General features: G+C 33.9%; 21 protein-coding genes and 2 pseudogenes. 3 read left to right on the top strand and 20 right to left on the bottom strand.

Features of this window, described 5'->3' with window-relative positions:
* Positions 1-91: 91 nt before the first annotated feature.
* From B5P40_RS24340 to sleB, 5 genes and pseudogenes are all read right to left on the bottom strand, one after another.
* Complete coding sequence (locus B5P40_RS24340; RefSeq protein WP_113710062.1) at positions 92-589, bottom strand: GNAT family N-acetyltransferase; 498 nt, start codon at positions 587-589, stop codon at positions 92-94.
* A gap of 27 nt (positions 590-616) precedes the next feature.
* A pseudogene (locus B5P40_RS24335) lies at positions 617-973 on the bottom strand (hypothetical protein).
* Between the two features lie 104 nt (positions 974-1,077).
* Positions 1,078-1,674, bottom strand: coding sequence for a YhcN/YlaJ family sporulation lipoprotein (locus B5P40_RS24330; RefSeq protein ID WP_002085166.1), 597 nt, complete (start codon positions 1,672-1,674; stop codon positions 1,078-1,080).
* A gap of 26 nt (positions 1,675-1,700) precedes the next feature.
* Entirely contained in the window at positions 1,701-3,041 is a 1,341-nt protein-coding gene (gene ypeB / locus B5P40_RS24325) for a germination protein YpeB (RefSeq protein ID WP_002032722.1), read from the bottom strand.
* Positions 3,042-3,056: 15 nt separating this feature from the next.
* Complete coding sequence (gene sleB / locus B5P40_RS24320) at positions 3,057-3,836, bottom strand: spore cortex-lytic enzyme (protein ID WP_002032721.1); 780 nt, start codon at positions 3,834-3,836, stop codon at positions 3,057-3,059.
* A 145-nt stretch (positions 3,837-3,981) separates the two neighbouring features.
* Between sleB and B5P40_RS24315 the strand changes: the two genes are divergently transcribed.
* The gene (locus B5P40_RS24315) at positions 3,982-4,314 is read left to right on the top strand and encodes a DUF3889 domain-containing protein (protein ID WP_113710061.1); all 333 of its coding nucleotides are present in this window, start codon (positions 3,982-3,984) and stop codon (positions 4,312-4,314) included.
* A 56-nt stretch (positions 4,315-4,370) separates the two neighbouring features.
* Here B5P40_RS24315 and B5P40_RS24310 read toward each other — a convergent pair whose 3' ends face one another.
* The 5 genes from B5P40_RS24310 to kynU form a co-directional block, all read right to left on the bottom strand.
* Positions 4,371-5,006 carry a Pr6Pr family membrane protein gene (locus tag B5P40_RS24310; RefSeq protein ID WP_061674252.1) on the bottom strand — a complete coding sequence of 212 codons (636 nt, stop codon included), beginning with the start codon at positions 5,004-5,006 and terminating at the stop codon, positions 4,371-4,373.
* A gap of 20 nt (positions 5,007-5,026) precedes the next feature.
* On the bottom strand, positions 5,027-5,944 hold the full coding sequence (locus B5P40_RS24305) for a serine hydrolase domain-containing protein (protein WP_113710060.1): 918 nt from the start codon (positions 5,942-5,944) through the stop codon (positions 5,027-5,029).
* 125 nt (positions 5,945-6,069) lie between these two features.
* On the bottom strand, positions 6,070-6,909 hold the full coding sequence (gene kynA / locus B5P40_RS24300) for a tryptophan 2,3-dioxygenase (protein ID WP_078176762.1): 840 nt from the start codon (positions 6,907-6,909) through the stop codon (positions 6,070-6,072).
* Positions 6,910-6,942: 33 nt separating this feature from the next.
* The gene (kynB, locus tag B5P40_RS24295; RefSeq protein WP_113710059.1) at positions 6,943-7,572 is read right to left on the bottom strand and encodes an arylformamidase; all 630 of its coding nucleotides are present in this window, start codon (positions 7,570-7,572) and stop codon (positions 6,943-6,945) included.
* A gap of 2 nt (positions 7,573-7,574) precedes the next feature.
* A complete protein-coding gene (gene kynU, locus B5P40_RS24290; protein ID WP_002168240.1) occupies positions 7,575-8,861 on the bottom strand; it encodes a kynureninase in 1,287 nt (428 codons plus the stop codon).
* A gap of 159 nt (positions 8,862-9,020) precedes the next feature.
* On the opposite strand from kynU, the gene B5P40_RS24285 reads away from it, so the two are divergent.
* The gene (locus B5P40_RS24285) at positions 9,021-9,632 is read left to right on the top strand and encodes a TetR/AcrR family transcriptional regulator (protein ID WP_113710058.1); all 612 of its coding nucleotides are present in this window, start codon (positions 9,021-9,023) and stop codon (positions 9,630-9,632) included.
* A 47-nt stretch (positions 9,633-9,679) separates the two neighbouring features.
* Here the strand turns inward: B5P40_RS24285 and B5P40_RS24280 are convergent, their stop codons facing one another.
* The 6 genes from B5P40_RS24280 to B5P40_RS24255 form a co-directional block, all read right to left on the bottom strand.
* Entirely contained in the window at positions 9,680-9,919 is a 240-nt protein-coding gene (locus B5P40_RS24280) for a DUF3953 domain-containing protein (RefSeq protein ID WP_113710057.1), read from the bottom strand.
* 21 nt (positions 9,920-9,940) lie between these two features.
* The gene (locus B5P40_RS24275) at positions 9,941-10,186 is read right to left on the bottom strand and encodes a DUF3977 family protein (protein ID WP_000873838.1); all 246 of its coding nucleotides are present in this window, start codon (positions 10,184-10,186) and stop codon (positions 9,941-9,943) included.
* A 115-nt stretch (positions 10,187-10,301) separates the two neighbouring features.
* Positions 10,302-12,152, bottom strand: coding sequence for a sigma-54-dependent Fis family transcriptional regulator (locus tag B5P40_RS24270; protein WP_113710056.1), 1,851 nt, complete (start codon positions 12,150-12,152; stop codon positions 10,302-10,304).
* A gap of 314 nt (positions 12,153-12,466) precedes the next feature.
* Complete coding sequence (locus B5P40_RS24265) at positions 12,467-12,805, bottom strand: NIPSNAP family protein (RefSeq protein ID WP_002127705.1); 339 nt, start codon at positions 12,803-12,805, stop codon at positions 12,467-12,469.
* Complete coding sequence (locus tag B5P40_RS24260; protein WP_113710055.1) at positions 12,778-13,374, bottom strand: GNAT family N-acetyltransferase; 597 nt, start codon at positions 13,372-13,374, stop codon at positions 12,778-12,780. Before B5P40_RS24260 ends, B5P40_RS24265 begins: the two co-directional genes overlap by 28 nt.
* 12 nt (positions 13,375-13,386) lie before the next feature.
* Positions 13,387-14,157 carry a DeoR/GlpR family DNA-binding transcription regulator gene (locus tag B5P40_RS24255; protein WP_000493634.1) on the bottom strand — a complete coding sequence of 257 codons (771 nt, stop codon included), beginning with the start codon at positions 14,155-14,157 and terminating at the stop codon, positions 13,387-13,389.
* Positions 14,158-14,408: 251 nt separating this feature from the next.
* Between B5P40_RS24255 and B5P40_RS24250 the strand changes: the two genes are divergently transcribed.
* Positions 14,409-14,906 carry a hypothetical protein gene (locus tag B5P40_RS24250; protein WP_113710054.1) on the top strand — a complete coding sequence of 166 codons (498 nt, stop codon included), beginning with the start codon at positions 14,409-14,411 and terminating at the stop codon, positions 14,904-14,906.
* Between the two features lie 59 nt (positions 14,907-14,965).
* Here the strand turns inward: B5P40_RS24250 and B5P40_RS24245 are convergent, their stop codons facing one another.
* From B5P40_RS24245 to B5P40_RS24230, 4 genes and pseudogenes are all read right to left on the bottom strand, one after another.
* Positions 14,966-15,571, bottom strand: a complete 606-nt coding sequence (locus B5P40_RS24245) for a class I SAM-dependent methyltransferase (RefSeq protein ID WP_175491556.1) — start codon at positions 15,569-15,571, stop codon at positions 14,966-14,968.
* Between the two features lie 23 nt (positions 15,572-15,594).
* Positions 15,595-16,500: an NAD(P)/FAD-dependent oxidoreductase gene (locus tag B5P40_RS24240; RefSeq protein WP_113710053.1), complete on the bottom strand. Its 906-nt coding sequence runs from the start codon at positions 16,498-16,500 to the stop codon at positions 15,595-15,597.
* 98 nt (positions 16,501-16,598) lie between these two features.
* Positions 16,599-17,000 (bottom strand): Rrf2 family transcriptional regulator, encoded by a 402-nt coding sequence (locus B5P40_RS24235; protein ID WP_002127709.1) that lies wholly within the window; start codon positions 16,998-17,000, stop codon positions 16,599-16,601.
* Between the two features lie 86 nt (positions 17,001-17,086).
* A pseudogene (locus B5P40_RS24230) lies at positions 17,087-17,720 on the bottom strand (DUF4085 family protein).
* Positions 17,721-17,854: the final 134 nt, after the last annotated feature.

Below are 17,854 nucleotides of genomic sequence, written 5' to 3'. Positions count from 1 at the left end.
TTTAATACATCTAACATATCATGTACGGAAAATATCTCAAATTAAAAAACTTACTACATGATTTTTTTCAAGAGTAAGCTTTGTTATCTCATTATCTCGTTATAGGTAAATGTAATATGAATTGTTGTCCAATTGGTCCCATTCTTCTAAACCCTTTATCTTGAAATCCAACTTTCTCATATAACTTTTGTGCCGGAATGTTTTTTTCATTTACAGCAAGAATCACTTCATTTTTTACTGGATAATAATATTTTACAAAGTCTTGTAATAACGCCAATGATTTTTTAGCATATCCCTTATTTTGTTTATTGTAATTAATGGAAAAAGAAGTTAAAAGTATGGCATCCTTATTTTCTGTAAACTCCTGTACCCTATCACCTGTTTGTAATATAAATACACCGACAGGTACTCCGTTATAGTCTAAAATAACAACTACATTTTTCGTTCGATCATTTTTCGCTTTCTCCAGTAATTCACCTGGATTCGCCGTAAATTGAACTTGTTCACTTGGTAAAGTAAATGATTGTATTATCTCTTTATATTGCTCCTTATACGGCACTAATTGTATTTCTCCTGTATGTATGTTCATGCTTAACTCTCCCATTCCTTCAAGTTATTAACTTAAACCTTGCTGTGTTTTAGAATGCACTTTTCCATCCAAAAATGTTATTTTAGCAAATGATTTTGGATCGTTTCCTTTCCAAGCAAAAATTTGCTTAATTCGTGTAGAATGTTCTTCCCCTTCTTCTATGAGTAAATCCCCTTCAAAACCGATTAAATCTTTCACTTCTAACTAAGTCATTCCTTCATTAATATTTGAGAAATGATTTATATTAATGGTCTCTTGCTTTTTATTTTCCGTTATAGTAGAAGACATAGCTGTTTTCTTCTTCACTTCTTTCTTCTGGTCACACGCTGTCATACTAAAACCTATGCATAAACTACCTAATATGAGTGCGCTTTTTTTCATCATAACGGCTGTCCCTCCCCTCATTATTAAACCATATATTCCCTTGAAAATAAACTGAATATTTAATCTTGAAGAAAAACCCCGTACAATTTAGTACGGGGTTTTCACTATTTTTTCAAATGGTTATTTGACTGATCTTCTTGTTCTTTTCGTAGTTCTTGTTCTTCATCTTTTGGTAATTGTTTATCATTATCTTTAATCGGATTCGTTTCTCTATTTTCAATCATATCATTTGGAACTTGCGGCATTACTCGGCCAACAATTGCTGCTAATTCATCAAGTATGCCTTCACCAGTTTTACCTTTTTTAATTTGCTTGCCTATTTGTTTTAGTCTTTCATACGTATCAACATCTGCTACAACGACTGCATTTGCACCGTTTGGGTCATTCTTCAAACTCTCTGCAACAGAATACTTAATTGACTCAACGCGAGTTCGATCAAGTTTCGCTTTCACATCAATACCTACAACAGCATACTTCCCAACTACTACTGCTGTCGCATCGTTTACACCAGGTATACTTGCAGCTAAAGATGCCAGATGATCAGCTGCTTTTTCATTTGGCTTATTTGATTTATTTGTATACGTAACATTTTTCATCGAGACATTTTTTTGTTCTGGCTTTTCATTAGGATTGTCTTTTTTTCCAATGCTACATCCAGTAATAACGAAACAAAGCATTAACATATATATAATGATTTTCATTATTTTCACCACTTTATCATTGATGTTTAATCATAAATTTTCTCAACAGCTTGCATCTTCTTCACTTTTTCTTCTGCACCGCTATTTGCGTTAATGAAAATTTGGTACGTATCTTTCCCTAAAGTACCAATATATTCATAACAAAGTACTTCATTATGCAAGTCATTTACTACTACAGCTTTACGTTCTTCCATAACTTTTACATCGGGGTTAATTTTCTTTCTCGCCTCAGCAGCGGTTAGCTTCGCACTCGGAATCGTTCGTTTTTGATGTGATGCTAAATATTCCTTTGCGGAAAAACCAACAATCGACCCATCATCTAAGGCAATTTTCATTTGGATTGCTTCTGGATAAATACGCACTCCATTTTCATTTACAACGTACGTAAACACACCGATATTATCATATTGAGAACTATCAAACAGCTCCATATTTGTAAACTTGTGATCCTTTAAAAATGTTAATCCTTTACTTCCTGCATCATTTAAACTGATTTTTTGCTCTTTAATTTCTCGGTTGTTCATTACCCAAATTGGATATCCACCTTTTCCGGTAATATCCATATAATACTCATTGTTCGTTGCTGGATCTTGAATTTTCACACTGTAGAATGATTCTTTTGCACCTTTTCCACTTTTCTCAACTTCTACTTTTTCATTCCCTTTTAAGTTTAAAAATGATTTCGCGATTTTTTCCGCTTCCGCTTTCGAAATCGCCTTTCCTTTTGCTTCAAATCCGCCTTTTTTATTCTTTTGTGCACTTGTAAAAGTCGGTCCAAAGTTTGTGGACGAGTATGATGTTACATTCTTTTCTACCGTCTTTAATCCATCGATAATTGTGTTATCTGCTGGATCTTGGTTTGATGCAAGAGCCATTTCTACATCCATCCAGCGAAGATTATTTTTCAATACAAGATGCTGCACTTTTCTCAGTTCATCTTGTATATTTGCTGCATTTGAATATAAACCTTGTAACGTTTTATATTCTTGATCATTTAACGGATCTTTTTCTAAATCACGAACCGCTGCACGATAACTAAAATCACCGATATTCGCAAGGAACTCTTCCGTTTTATTAAATGGCATTAATGTTAAAGGTAATTGTCCTACATCAGAACGAGCCTCTGATGTTAAACGCCATACATCTACTAAAGCTGGCGATAATGAGGAACGTGAATTCATCGCCAGTGTTGTTCCAATTTTATCGTGTAATAAATCAACTTCATATGCTAAATCATGAAACGCACGCTGATAACTATTTTCCGCTCGAATTAATACTGCATTTTTCTCTTGATGCTCTTTATAGCCCCAATACCCTGTTCCGACTACACCTACTGTTAACAATACGATGATAATACCTCGTAACATGTTTCCACCTCCGCTCTATTTACAGAAAATATGCTTACCAATTTTTTTAATTTGTGGACGAGTCCAAATCCATTTACTTGTCGCAGTATCTGGGTTGAAATAATATAATGCATTCCCAGTTGGGTCCCATCCGTTGATCGCATCTAATACGGCTTTTTTCGCATTTTCATTTGGCGTTAAATATATTTGTCCATCTGCTACTGCTGTAAATGCTCTCGGCTCAAAGATTACTCCTGAAACAGTATTTGGAAATGATGCACTTGTGACACGGTTTAAAATAACCGCAGCTACTGCAACTTGTCCTAAATACGGCTCACCACGGGATTCTCCGTATACAGCGTTTGCCATTAACTGAATGTCATTTTGAGAATAACCGTTTGGAACATTTGTCCCTGTACTTTTTGGCGGCTTATTTTCCTGTTTACCTCCACCACTGTTCCCTTTATTAGTTGTAGTATCTTTATTAGCGGTCGACTTATCATACTTCGTTGCCTTTACAAGCATTTGCTTCGTTTTAGCACCCGCTAAACCATCAACTGGCAATCCGAATTTTTGCTGAAAGTTTCGAAGTGCCCAATATGTACCCCATCCGAAAACACCATCAACTTTCCCCGTATAAAATCCGTTATATTTCAAACGAGTTTGCAGTTCAATGACATCTTCTCCAGATGCCCCTCTTTGAATCACTTGATTAGAAAAGGCTTCCACATTTTTGGTCTGTATACTACTTACCATTAAAGATAGCCCGATAAAGACAAGCAAAATCGCTATTTTAAAAACAGCTTTTTGACGCATGTATTTCCCTCCTTAATTACGGAAATGATTTCATGGTTATGTTTTGTAAAACCCTCGCTTTTATGTAAAGAAGACAAAAAAATCCAAACTTATATGCTTGAAGAAATATGTAAACAATATACAAAAAGAATAAAAGGAGCTTATTATGAAGCGATTCTTCGTACGTACAGCATTTATATTTTTTTTAATAACAACACATTCAAATATACATACCGATCCATCTATTGTTCACGCACAGCCGCCATATGCAAAATGGGGTAAACTAGCCGTTGAAAAAACGAAAGAACAATATCCGAAAGCTGAGATTATCGATTACCTTCATATAGGTAGACAACCAAAAACTGTTCAAATAACAGTTGAAAAGTTTAAATTATGGCTACGTGAGGGTGGAAAAGAGTATGGTGTTTTTGTGGATGTAGAGTTTGATACGAAAACAGAGGAATTTTTAAAGATGTCCTTTCAGAAGACAAGTCGGTAAAACAAAAAAACCTCCGTCTTTACATACAGACAGAGGTTTCTTTATGTACTTCTTCCTTAATAAGGAGGATTATTTTTTATATGCAAAGATCGATTCCCTAACATTTTTACTAATCCGCAAATAGCTCCAATAACAACGGATATCCCTATACTATATAAAAATACTCTCCCATATCCACCTATTCTCGGATCTAAAAACGGATATGGGTACCAATTCACGAATGGCCCGCGTATTAAGCTATAGACAACATATAAAAGCGGGAAAACAAGCCAACTCGCAGCCTGTTTCCATGTAATGGTCTTCGTAGGTGGATTTATAACCCAATCTAAAATCATCGCTAACGGCATGATGTAATGAAGCACAGTATTTACCCACGGTATCGGTGTTTGAAGTGTCTCTTCTAATCCCCTTAATAACAAAAAATAAATAAGTCCTGTTGTCAGTATGTATACTGTAGCTGCACCGCGAAGAACTCCAAACTGCTCGGAACGTCCAAATAGGGCTGTCCCCAAACTACTAAATAGTAGAATTACCGCAACTAAAATATTACTTTCAATTGTGAAGAAACTAAAAAAGTTAACTGGATTGAACGGTTTCACTTGTGCCCTTGTAACAAATTGAGTAATAAGTGCACTAAACGCTAGAAGACTTAATAACAGTCTATAAATCGCTATCATTTTTGCACTTCTCATAAAACACCTCATTTCTCTACTTATTTATGATTGGAATTCTCTTTTATATGTTCTATAAATAACTTTAATGGTACGAGACCACGTTTTGGCATGTGACTACTAATTACAGCTACGAGCTCTAACTGCGGAATGATAATAATGTATTGCCCTCCGTATCCCATAGCAAAATACATACAATACGGTATGTGAAATCTTTCGTTATTTAATACCCACCAGTGATATCCATATGCCCCGACATGTTCATACGTTTCAAATAGAGCCTCACCTGATTCTTCTAACCATTTCGATGATACGATTTCATTACCCTTCCAATATCCATTGTGCATACATACTTTTCCTAATTTTAATAAATCTATAGATTTCATTTTCATACCAAATCCGCCAACATATATACCTTGCGGGTCTTGTTGCCACTCATACTCCGTAATGTTTAACGGCTCAAATAAATACTTTTTCGCGAACTGCTCCGTCGACATTCCAGTTGCTTCTTGAATGATGTAACTAAGTAAATGAGAAGAACCTGAATTATAATTCATTTTCGTACCTATTTCTTCAATGAACGGCTTTTCTAAAATGTATTGCACCCAATTGTCTGATTCCACAAAGTCATTCGGGAAAACAACCCCATTTCCGAACTCTTTCCAATTTTCTCCTGTTGTCATCGTTAATAAATGATACAGCGTTAATTCCCTCTTTTCCTCCGGCACATTTGGAATCCATTTTGTGATTGGTGTATGTATATTATTTATAAATCCTTTATCAATTGCGATACCAATTAATATAGATACGATACTTTTTGTAATCGAATTAATTTTAAATAATTCATTTGCACAGTCTATCGTTTTATAGTACTCAGTCGTTAATTCCCCCTTTTGATAAACAAGAAATGTATTAACCTTTTTCTTTTCAAATTTATTTTGTAATTGCTCGAAATTCAAGAAATCTTCCTCCATCTAAATGGTTATGTAATATTTGTAGTTCATCTCGTTCTCTCTATTAAATCATATTTGTTATTAAAACAAAAAATAAACTTGCCAGCATTTAATAGCTGACAAGTTTATTTTTATAATTTCGTTCGAACGTTCCAAAGCTCTGGGAAGAAGCATTGATCAAGCACTCGCTTTAAATAAGATACGCCAGAAGAACCACCTGTTCCCATTTTATGACCAATAATTCGTTCTACCGTTTTCATATGACGGAAACGCCATTGTTGTAGCCAGTCTTCAATATCGATTAATTTCTCTGCAAGCTGATATAAATCCCAATATTTCTGCACGTCCGCATATACTTCTATCCAAGCCGCTTCTACAGTTGCATCCTCTTCGTAAGGCTGCGTAATATCACGATTTAACACATCTTTATGAATTGGGAATCCTTCTTTAACAAGCGCTTGTATCGCCACATCATACAAACTTGGTGCATGAAATGCTTTATGAAGACGAGCATGTAATTCTGGGTCCTTTTCATAAATCTTTAATGCATGTGGTGTTTTATAACCAAGTGCATATTCAATCATTCGATATTGATACGATTGAAAACCTGAAGCCTGACCAAGTGAATCACGAAACTCAATATATTCTGATGGCGTTAATGTCGCAAGAATATCCCAAGATTGAATAATTTGCGACTGAATTTTTGATACACGTGCTAACATTTTAAAAGCTGGTGGTAATTTATCTTGTTTAATAGATTCAATTGCAGCATTCAATTCATGTAAAATTAGTTTCATCCAAAGCTCACTCGCTTGGTGGATAACGATAAATAACATTTCATCATGATGATCTGATAATCTTTGTTGACTAGATAATAAGCTATCTAGCTGTAAATACTCTCCGTACGTCATATTCTCCTTAAAATCCGTATGAATCCCTTTTTCCATAATTACCTTTTCATTTTCTTTCATATTAGCCAAACGCCCCTTTGTGTTCATTTCTACTTATATTGGTCTAATAACAGCTCGAACTGGACTCCCATCCGCATCTGTTAATGCAAGTGGTAATGCAATAAGTTCGTAATCGCCGTCGACTACGTGATCGAGTACGACATTTTCTAAAATGTGAATTCCATGTTTAAATAATTGATGATGTGCTGCTAGTTCTTTATCATCTAAAGGATCAACAGATGGTACGTCCACCCCGATTAAACGAATTCCCTTTTCAGAAAGAAAGGCTGCAATATCTGCGCGTAAATGCGAGATTACATCTGGGAATTCATTTGCTTTACCATGTGAAGATGTACGTAATAACAATCGTTCTACACCTTCTAAATGAAAGTTTTCTAATTCCTTTTTCCCGATGCTTTCAAGATTAGAAACGTCAATGATTCGCGCTGGGCCAACATAAACTTGAATATCTAAATCCAACACCTTCTTACCGTCATTATCAAAATGAAAAGGTGCATCAATATGAGTACCTGTATGGATACTCATCGTTAACTTTCCGACATTTACTGAACCACTGTTTTCTTTTGACCATGAAACTTCATACGAGAACGGTGTATCCCCTGGCCATGTCGCGATATCATTATTTAGTGGTTGTGAAATATCAATCCACTGCGATGTTTTCATGCTTACGCCACAACCTCTCGCTTATTTTCAAAGTTTTTATATTCTTCATTTTTCATAATTTTCTTTAAGATTTGTACAGAGTTCCATACTTCCTCATACGTATTGTATAAAGCAACAGGCGCAAGTCTAACTCCATTTGGAGCTCTAAAGTCTGGAATAACCCCATTTGCTTTTAACGCTTTACAAATACGCGCCGCCTCAGCATGTTCTAAATAAATATGCCCGCCTCGTTTTTCATCCTCTAATGGATTTCCAATTGTAAATTCAAAGCCTTTTAATTCATGTTCAATTAAATCAAGCATATATCTCGTAATATGTAATGATTTTTCACGTAACTTCTCAATACCAGCTTCTTTAAAAATTTCAAGAGAACCGATTAATGGTGCAGTACTTAATACGTGAGGTGTCCCTATTTGATAAGCTCCAGCATGGTCAGCCGCAGTTAATGAATGCTCCATATCAAATTGCTTATCTTTTCTAGAACTAAACCAACCAGATAATCCTGGGAGTCTATTAAAGTGTTTATTATTTACATAAAGGCCTGCAACACCACCAGGACCTGCATTTAAATATTTATAATTACACCATACAGCGAAATCTACATCCCACTCTTTAAAATGATGCGGAATGGAGCCGATTGAATGACATAAATCAAAACCGATATGAATACCACGTTTATGAGCTTCAGCTGTTAATCGCTTCATATCAAGAATTTGTCCACTTCTATATAGTACAGAAGGCAATAATATTAAAGCGATATCATCGGTCATCGCATGAATAATATCATCTTCAGAAAGTGTTCTTCCATCTCGGCTTTTCACTCGTACTAAATGTTCATCTGGATCTAAGCCTTTTAAACGAATTTGACTCTGAAGCGCATAAATATCTGACGGAAAAGTTAATTCATCCGCAAGAATTTTTGTTCGTATTCCTTTCGGCTCATAAAACGTCGCAATAACTTGATGTATATTCGCAGTCGTGGAACCGGTTACAATCGTTTCTTCCGGTAAAGATCCAATAAGAGGTGCTGTCAATTCACCCAATTTCTCCGAAAGGAAAAACCATGGATGCTCACCTTCAGTCCATCCATCAATCCCAAACTCTTTCCATGAATCTAGCAAGGTAAGTAACGATTTCTCTGCTCTTTTTGAAAGCAACCCTAAAGAGTTACCATCTAAATATATTGTTCCTTCTTTTTTATAAAATTCAGATTGAAAATCTTTCAGTTCATCATGTTTATCACATTCAAGCGCATACTCATAAGTTGGTTGAAATGGTTCTTTATACATGGTGTCACCTTCTTTTAATTTTCTTTTTATTCTAACTAATTGAAATATATCACTTAAATTGATATAACGTCAATGATATTATGTCAGTTGACTTTATATACAAACTTCTTTTACAATACAATTATATTTTCAGATATTTCAGTATAAAGAGGTGACTCCTTGAAAAATTCTACTCTTTCAACAAGAAAACACCGCTCCTTAGAAACAAAAAAGAAACTATTACATTCCGGTTATACTATGTTTATAAAAAACGGATTTCAGAAAACTACAATCACGCAAATTATTAAACATGCAGAAACTGGTTATGGAACAGCATATGTATATTTTAAAAACAAAGATGCTCTCCTCGTCGTTTTGATGGAAGATGTTATGAATCGCTTTTATGATATTGCTGATCGCTCTTTTTCCCCTCAAACAAAGGCCGAAGCACGAGATATGATTCAGAATCAAGTGCGCGCTTTTTTACAGTTAGCACAAGAAGAAAGAGCTATATTACAAGTTGTTGAAGAAGCAATCAGAACCTCAAAAGAAATACGTCAAAAATGGGATGAGATTCGCGAACGCTTTGTAACACGGATTATACAAGACATTACTCATTCCCAGGAAAATGAATTAGTACGAACTGAGTTAAATAAAGAGATTGTCGCATGCGGCTGGTTCTCTATGAATGAAACGTTTCTTTGGAAAATCGTGCAAAATGATAAAGAACTAGAATTAGAAGAAATTGTACATACTTTAACGGTAATGTATACGACGGGGTTATATAAATAGCACATTATAACCTCAAAAAACCGTTACTCAATATGCTTAGTAACGGTTTATTTAAAATATTTTATTAACGATACAATAATACAAAAAAGTGATGTAAGTAATAGCAAAAGCCCCATATTCTTATTCTCTTTTTCATCCTTCTTAACGTTTTGTATCCCCATACCGGCAAGCATAAAAACTAAAAGTAATTGTAAAATGAGCATACTTTGCTTCGAATCATCATTCCAACTGTAAATAGAATAGCCCATTATAATAAAAGCGAGTATGAATGTGATAATTCTAATCATAAAAACACCCCCTATTTGATTCTATTGTTTTAATCTACTCACCATTCCAACAATAAACTTATACTCAGCTCTACTTTTTCTTACTTTCTTAAAGCCCTCTTTCGTATCAAAAATAAAACACGTTTTCCGAAACCAAATCCGTACATATAAAGACTCAAAATAAATAGGTTTAATAATTCCTCGTTCCTCGAATTCAGTTCCATCTTTATTTTCGGTTTCCGTTCGAATGAACCACCTATTCCCGATTCCAATTTCAATATACTTCACATGCTAACCCCCTTCAGGAAATCTTCTTTCTAATTATTCTATTATTTCCCTGGCAAGCGCACATTCCGACAGAACGTGAGCCCATAAAGAAAAAGTAGATTACAAAAATCTACTTTTATAGCCTAAATTTTTGCATACGTTTATAAAATGTACTGCGTGGCACATCTAATAGTTTTGCAGCTAACGAAACATTTCCATTCGTCTTTTCTAGCGCTTCAATCATACTATCACGCTGTATTTTTTCACGGAAATTTAATGTATGCTCTGTTTTATTTTCTGCTTGCAATTCAAGTTGATGTTGATTTCCCATCATTGTTTGTAATAAAAAAGAGATTTGTTTTTCGCATATTTCCCGTCCTTGCGACAAAATGTATATGCGTTCTAATACATTTAATAATTCTCGAATATTTCCGGGCCATGTATGCTGTGAAAACTGATTACAAATACTCTTTGGAAATACAACATTCCAATCCTTTCGTTCACAAAAATGTTGTATGAAGTACGGAATATCCTCTTTTCTTTCTATTAACGACGGAACATATAGCGGATACACATGTAAACGATAATATAAATCTTGACGGAATTTCCCTTCTTCTACTAATCGTAGTAAATCTTTATGTGTCGCAGTAATAATACGAATATTTACTGGTACCTCTTTTGAACTACCAATTGGGGTTACTGTTCGTTCTTGCAAAACACGCAATAATGCCACTTGCATCTCTGGCGGCACTTCACCAATTTCATCTAAAAATATTGTTCCTCCGTCTGCTTGTTCGAATTTCCCTTTATATCCTTGGCGCCGCGCACCTGTAAATGCACCTTCAGCATAACCGAATAATTCACTTTCCATTAATTCTTTCGGTAATGAACCGCAGTTAACAGCTATAAAAGGACCGTTTTTTCTTGGACTATTTTCATGAATCGCTCTCGCTACATATTCTTTCCCTACACCTGTTTCACCACATACATATACACTAGCGTCAGTTGGTGAAACAAGCTTAATTTCTTCTAAAGTATGTTGAAATACGCTGCTTGTCCCAATAACTCCAGGGAAAGTAATTCCGTTTATAAACGGATAAGGAGAAAATAAATTTTCTTGTTTATTTTCCTTTAAGTAAATACATTTCCCAATCATTCTATCATTACTATATACCGGTACCTCTAATTTAGGTTTCAATCCATTGTGCATTAAATCTTCAAGTTTCATTCGTGACCAATTACATACTCGTTCACGAACCCTCTTGCTCGCAGAAACGATAACATCACGATGGTTACAAATAACAACTTGTTCTTCACTGTCAATTACATCTAAAAAACGATGGATTAAATGCAGTTCATTTTGATGTACTCGAATACTACATTCACGTTCAATCGCATGCGCGATCGAAGTTACCATTCCGAGCATATATGGATGTGAAAACTCAATTGGACAGGAGAAATCTAGAACACCAATTAATTTCCCATCATCATTATGAATCGGAGAGGCCGCACAGCTCCAGCTATGAGATGCGACAGAATAATGCTCTGTACCGCTTATCATAATAGCCTCTTCAATCTGTAACGCTGTTCCTATCGCATTTGTACCAACAGCTGCTTCCGTCCATTTTACACCTTCAATAAAATTAATATGTTTCGCTCGTTTCAACGTTTGCTGATTTCCACTTAATGATAGAACGTAACCATCTGGATCAATTAATAATGCCATCATTTGCAGTTCATCAATGGTTTTTCTCATATTTTGTATTTGAGGTATTGCTATATCAAGGAAGATTTCACTCTTTTTCTTTTGATCCTGAAAAATATCAGAAGACAAAATTTTCTGACCTTTATTCATATGAGGATTCACATTTGCTTGTTTACATCGATGCCATGACTCTGAAATTCTTTCGTTTATACGGTTCGAATCAAGGACTCCTTCATCAACAAACTTTTTCCATGTATGTAAGTAAAACGGTGAAGCTAACATTGTATCATCTCCCCTATTAATTGTTTTGGAGATTTATAAAACATACTTTTATTATAAAACTGAATAAAAGCGTTTTCAATACAACTAGAAAGATGACACAAATATGTTAATAATTTGAATATTTTAATGACCTTCTTTATTCTTTTTTAGTAGAACTATATTTTGTATAATGGACGCAAAGAAAATACTTAACCAAAACCACTTTTGTGGATTGCCGTTTATAAAGAAAACTATCACCGCTATTGCAAATAAAATGGTGGATGCTAAACTAAAATATAATTTTGTTTTAATTCCCATTATTCCTCACCTCTCTATCACTTTACAGTACATACTAACTCTTCATTTTTTAACTCTAATATGTACTCCTGTAAAACATATTCTTTCCCGCCATGTTTTTCATACCAATCATGTATTCTTTTAACATGTATCTTGTCGCTTCTAATTTTTGATTCAATTTCTTTATACTGTTCATAACTATCATATTCCCATATTGCAAATACTTCAGTCGTACCATCATTATTATCTTTCATCCAGCGTCCTATTAAACGAGAACCATATTTTATTTGATTAGGTAAATTAGTATCATTGAAATGATCATTAAATATTTCTATGAATTCATTTTTTACTACATAGTATTTCCTTCTGTAAAACATACTTCTTCACCTCTTTTATGAAAAGTATCAGTAAACCTTCCCATTACTACCGTATTATAATACTTACCATCCGACAGTTTTTTATCATTTTTTAGAATACCTTCTACCTCCAAACCTAATTTTTTATAAAGTTGGATGGCTTTTTCATTTTTCTCTAACACTTGCAATGATATCTTTTTCACTTCATTTTCATCAGCCCACTGAATAGATTGTTGCAATAGACTCTTACCCATTCCATATCCCCAAAACTCTCTTAAAATACAAACACCAAACTCTACTTTATGGGATAATCTCTTCAAATTTGATCCTTCACATCTCGAAAATCCTACGATTCGGTTGTGCACTTCTGCAACTAAAAAGAGATTCTTCATCTCTTCACTATCTGTTTTTATTATTTTTTGAAACCCTATCTTATCTATAAATCCCTCTCCAGCTTCTCTATCCATATTCTCAGTTTCTCCATCGATCTGAACTCTAATTTCCGATAACTGCTCAGCATCCGTTTGAACTGCAGAACGAACTGTATAAGTTAATCCATTTATATGAAACTCTTGTCCTTTTATAATCATTTCAAACTCCTTTTAAATGAGGTCTATTGACGCTATTACAATTTCTTTACCTTGTTTCTCAAATTGTTGAATCGTTTCTTTACTAGCCCCTTCATCTGTTATTATAAGGTCAATTTCTATCAGTGACTCTCCTTTTATAAAGCAGTCTATTCCAAGTTTAGTATGAGGAGCTAAACAAATATTTCTTCTAGCAATTTTACTTACTGTTTTTCCAAAATAAGCAACTTCCGGTGTCGCAGTACTTATACCATTCAATGAAATACCGCCACCTGTAGAGAAATAAAGATCAATAGAGAATCTACTTATCAATTCAGAGGCCAGTGTATCTGTCATATTTCCTGATGGTTTCACTTTTCCACCAATTAAGTACGTATCAATGTTCTTATATTCCCGTAACTTACTAGCAATTTCTAAAGCATTCGTAATAACTGTAAATGATGTTTCAGGTAAATACTTTAACATGGCATAATGAATGGAAGCCCCTCCAATAAAAACGGAATCTCCTTCTTGTATGTAGGATACAGCAACTTTCGCAATCGCATCTTCATCTATTGAACTATCACGATAACGTTTCGATGGTTCGGCAGCTAAGTTTCTCACTCGCGTAAGTTCAACTGCACCTCCGTGCGTTCTTTTTAATAAACCATCCTTCTCCATAATAGACAAATCTCTTCTTATAGAATCAATAGACATATCAAAACTTTCCGCAAGATCCTTTGCGATTACTCTTCCATCTCTCTTAAGTAACTCTAAAATTTTCTCTCTACGCTCTTCAGTGAACATGTTATCACCACCATTATTGAAGATTCAGAAATTTAATCTTTATTTTAATTATATGCATGCTTTTTCTGTATTACAATATTTTCAATTCTTATTTATTCAGCTTTATACAGTTTTTCTCCCTATTTCTATCCCATTAACTTGAAAACGAAATAAATGTATATTTGCATATTCCACAAACATACTTCCATTTACCTTCCTATTGATGTAAAATTATTCCTATGTTTTACTTTTTAATACAGAAAGGGATTACTATGAAATCTATAATTAAAGTAACTTGTACAGCATTAATATTTACAGGAATCATGGCAGGATGTAACGGTAATTCTACACTCAAAAAAGAAAAAAGCACTTTTGAAAAAAACGCAATGCATTATGGGGAAATTGTTAAAAATGAATACTATAGAGCAACAGTTGAAAATGCAAAATTTGAAAAAATAGACAAAGAGTGGCGCCTAACAACTCGTGTTATGATTAATAATGTTCGAGACGATGGACAAACTATTGATCTTTCGGAAATAAAATATTTCATACAAGATGAAAAAACTGGTCAGAAATATGAAGGTGAAGCTCATCCGATAGGTGACGAGCACTATAAAAATGTTCCACACGAATTCTCTTTAACTACTGACGTTGTATTTGAAATGAAAACTTCTCCTAAAGACTTAAATAACATGTATTTGTATATTGATAGTAAAGTTGCTCCATTAACAAATACATATTGGAAGCTTGATAATCTAGTATCTAAATAAAAAGACCAGTCTTAAATGACTGGTCTTTTTACATTCAAGTATTCAACTTCCAATAACATTTATATTGATTTTCTAATAACAACTTGAATAACATGAGCTAAGCCAGTATGTCCTTTCCCTTCAATTCGCTCTTGTTCTCCATTAAAGAAATGAATAACCTCATGCCCTTCACACCAAGTAAGAATATCAATTGGATCATACAGCATATCAATATCTTTTGGCCCACCAGTACCATAATTTAATTGTTTTTTCGAATAAACTTCAAACATTATTAATCCACCAGGCCTAATCGTATAAATCATTTTATTCAATACCATTTTTTGATTGTCAGCATGAAAATGTCCAAATACCATAATTGCCGCATCGAATTCATTATCTGGCAAACTATCAGTTAATAAATCGACCTTTTTTGTATGCACGTTTACGTCATACTTCTCGGCTAACTTTTTTGTTTTTTCTAATCCACTCTCAGAGTAGTCAATAGCAGTCACTTCGTGGCCTTTTCTTGCTAGAAAAACAGCATTTCTACCTTCTCCCTCTGCGAAAGCTATTACTTTATTATAATTTGCTAAACGAAATGCTTGTTCTTGAATAAACGTATTAGGTTCTTCCCCATAATAATATTCATCCGATTTAAATCGATCATCCCACATGTTATTCATCATCTTCTCCTCCTTCTAAATGCTAGTTAGAACCGCTCATCTGTAATATCACTATTAATAGCAATCGCCGCTTTATTTCCCTGTGATGCAGCAATAATTAACGACGATGGACCTTGAGTCGTTGTTTCTCCTGCTACGTAAATATTTTTTTCTGAAGTACGACCAAAATCATCTATTACAAAAGTTTCATTACTTTGCAGTTCACAACCAAGTTGTTCTAAAAATTGATTTGGCCTAAAAAAAGTAGGTACTATAAATCCACCGGCTCTTTCAATGTGCAAACCTGAATGAAACTCTACTCGCTTTAAATAACCCTCTTCACCTTGTAGTGAACGAATAGGCTCTGTAATAACTCTTATATTTTTATTACACAGTTCATCCATGAAAGGCTTACTTAACTCATTACCATTTGTTGCGATTACTAAATCCGTAGACCAGTTATAAACTAATTTTGTCATATGCAACGTATAATCTTCGTTTTCAGAAATAATAATAAGAGGTTGGTCTTTTAATTCCCATCCATCACAATACGGACAACTAAATAAACTTTTTCCATAGAATTCCCGTACTTTAGAGATGGATGGAAATTCTTCCTGTATACCTGTTGCTAATAAAACTCTTTCCGCCAAATATTTTTTATGATCTAATGTCATAATCTCAAATAAACCAGTCGATTGCTTCGTTATCGTTAAAACTGTTTTTTCATAATAATGAATCGATGGATACTTCTTCAAATCATTTAACCCTAATTCCTTAAACTCTTCTGGTTTAATCCCGTCACGTGTAATAAATCCATGAGACTTTTGCGTTACACGATTCCTATTCGTTTTATTATCAAATAACGCTATTTGTTTACGAGCTCTCCCTAAAACTAAACCTGCATTAAGCCCTGCTGGACCTGCACCTATTACTGCACAGTCAATACATTTCATAAATAAACATCCTCCATGAATAAGCTTAACTCATTTAACTATAATTATAGATATTAAAGAGTCTTTTTATCCTTAATTAATTTAAAAATAAAAGCGGATTAAAAATCCACATTTATTTTTTTCGCAAGATCTACGATTTTTTGATTTCGTAACTCTTCTTCCATTTTTTCCTCTGCCGCAAGCATTACTTCATTAATTAAACATCCAGGTTCCTGATGTAAACAGCATTCAAACAATGATGTTTTTCCTTCAATAGCATGTATAATATCTAAAAAAGAGATATCTTCCCAATTACTGCTAAGTGAATAACCACCTTTAGGTCCTGATGATGAATGAATCATGCCTTCCTTCGTCAATTTAGTTAGTATTTTAGACAAGTATGTTGGTGAAACTTTCTGCATTTCCGCTAACTGATGAACACTAACTAACTTATTTGGCGTAGCCTCTGCCAGAAAAAGCATTGTGTGAAGAGCGTAATTTGTAGCTTTAGAATATTTCATAATACGGCCCCTATTGCAGACTTCATGTATCTACAATATCTTCATTTTTTCATCATGTCAAACATTTGTAATTTAAAGGCATGATATTATTTCTTTTCAAGTAATAAATTCGTTGCACAAATCGTCACTTCTCTAAATGGACAGTCAAATAAAACACCCAGTTCGAAACCGTCTTCAGTAAGCTCTATTTCATGGTATAGCCACCAAGCACCTTCAAAATTTTCAGGTATAGAACATTTGGTCACTCCTGTAAAAGAAACTTGAAGTTTATTGAAATCCCTAAAAGTACCAGTGCAATCTAATACGATAGACAAAGTATATTCTGACTTACACTTTACTACTTTAATCACACTATCATGCAGTGAGAATTCATGTAATTGAACAACGTTTGACGGAAGTTTTTTCTTAATGGAATTAAAATATTCTAAGTATGATTGATCTAATTGTGTCATTCTTTTTTTCATAATCTGCTGTCCACTCTAACAAAAGTTTCTTTAATTCATTAGGGGGATATTCTGAATCAATAGTGTTGTTATAAAAGTATGAATGTAGCGTTTCAGGAAGATAATTTAATAAATCTTCTTTCCTTTCTTCTACTTCATCTTTCAAACTTTGTAAATAATCGGGATCTATTTCTTTACATTTTTCTATTGATTCTATGAAATGTACAAATCCTGAAAGTTGCATTTCTTTATACCAATCTCTTGTAAAATATTTCAATGATATCTCTCCTAAAACATTTTAACATCCAACAAAAGCAATATATCTATTTATTATATCATTCCAATAGCTATTTTTTCTAAAGAATAAATGCAAAACTGTAAATATTCCGCCTATTATTTCTAAAACTTCAG

Origin of the sequence: Bacillus sp. SRB_8, assembly GCF_003264205.1 — a bacterium.
Taxonomy (GTDB): Bacteria; Bacillota; Bacilli; order Bacillales; family Bacillaceae_G; genus Bacillus_A; species Bacillus_A mycoides.
Note: the sequence above shows the minus strand (reverse complement) of the source record. Positions and strands in the feature narration are given on the sequence as shown.

Bases quoted from the DNA above. Each gene is read 5' to 3' on its own strand.
- kynA (WP_078176762.1), bottom strand. From the start codon at position 6,909: ATGAAAGAAAATGAAAAGGTAATTATGGAAAAAGGGATTCATACGGAT.
- B5P40_RS24280 (WP_113710057.1), bottom strand. From the start codon at position 9,919: ATGATTAGAATTATCACATTCATACTCGCTTTTATTATAATGGGCTAT.
- B5P40_RS24255 (WP_000493634.1), bottom strand. From the start codon at position 14,157: ATGTTCACTGAAGAGCGTAGAGAGAAAATTTTAGAGTTACTTAAGAGA.
- B5P40_RS24240 (WP_113710053.1), bottom strand. From the start codon at position 16,500: ATGAAATGTATTGACTGTGCAGTAATAGGTGCAGGTCCAGCAGGGCTT.
- kynU (WP_002168240.1), bottom strand. From the start codon at position 8,861: ATGTATAAAGAACCATTTCAACCAACTTATGAGTATGCGCTTGAATGT.
- kynB (WP_113710059.1), bottom strand. From the start codon at position 7,572: ATGAAAACATCGCAGTGGATTGATATTTCACAACCACTAAATAATGAT.
- ypeB (WP_002032722.1), bottom strand. From the start codon at position 3,041: ATGTTACGAGGTATTATCATCGTATTGTTAACAGTAGGTGTAGTCGGA.
- B5P40_RS24260 (WP_113710055.1), bottom strand. From the start codon at position 13,374: ATGATTATAAAAGGACAAGAGTTTCATATAAATGGATTAACTTATACA.
- B5P40_RS24310 (WP_061674252.1), bottom strand. From the start codon at position 5,006: ATGAGAAGTGCAAAAATGATAGCGATTTATAGACTGTTATTAAGTCTT.
- B5P40_RS24250 (WP_113710054.1), top strand. From the start codon at position 14,409: ATGAAATCTATAATTAAAGTAACTTGTACAGCATTAATATTTACAGGA.
- B5P40_RS24340 (WP_113710062.1), bottom strand. From the start codon at position 589: ATGAACATACATACAGGAGAAATACAATTAGTGCCGTATAAGGAGCAA.
- B5P40_RS24270 (WP_113710056.1), bottom strand. From the start codon at position 12,152: ATGTTAGCTTCACCGTTTTACTTACATACATGGAAAAAGTTTGTTGAT.
- sleB (WP_002032721.1), bottom strand. From the start codon at position 3,836: ATGCGTCAAAAAGCTGTTTTTAAAATAGCGATTTTGCTTGTCTTTATC.
- B5P40_RS24330 (WP_002085166.1), bottom strand. From the start codon at position 1,674: ATGAAAATCATTATATATATGTTAATGCTTTGTTTCGTTATTACTGGA.
- B5P40_RS24265 (WP_002127705.1), bottom strand. From the start codon at position 12,805: ATGTTTTACAGAAGGAAATACTATGTAGTAAAAAATGAATTCATAGAA.
- B5P40_RS24235 (WP_002127709.1), bottom strand. From the start codon at position 17,000: ATGAAATATTCTAAAGCTACAAATTACGCTCTTCACACAATGCTTTTT.
- B5P40_RS24245 (WP_175491556.1), bottom strand. From the start codon at position 15,571: ATGATGAATAACATGTGGGATGATCGATTTAAATCGGATGAATATTAT.
- B5P40_RS24315 (WP_113710061.1), top strand. From the start codon at position 3,982: ATGAAGCGATTCTTCGTACGTACAGCATTTATATTTTTTTTAATAACA.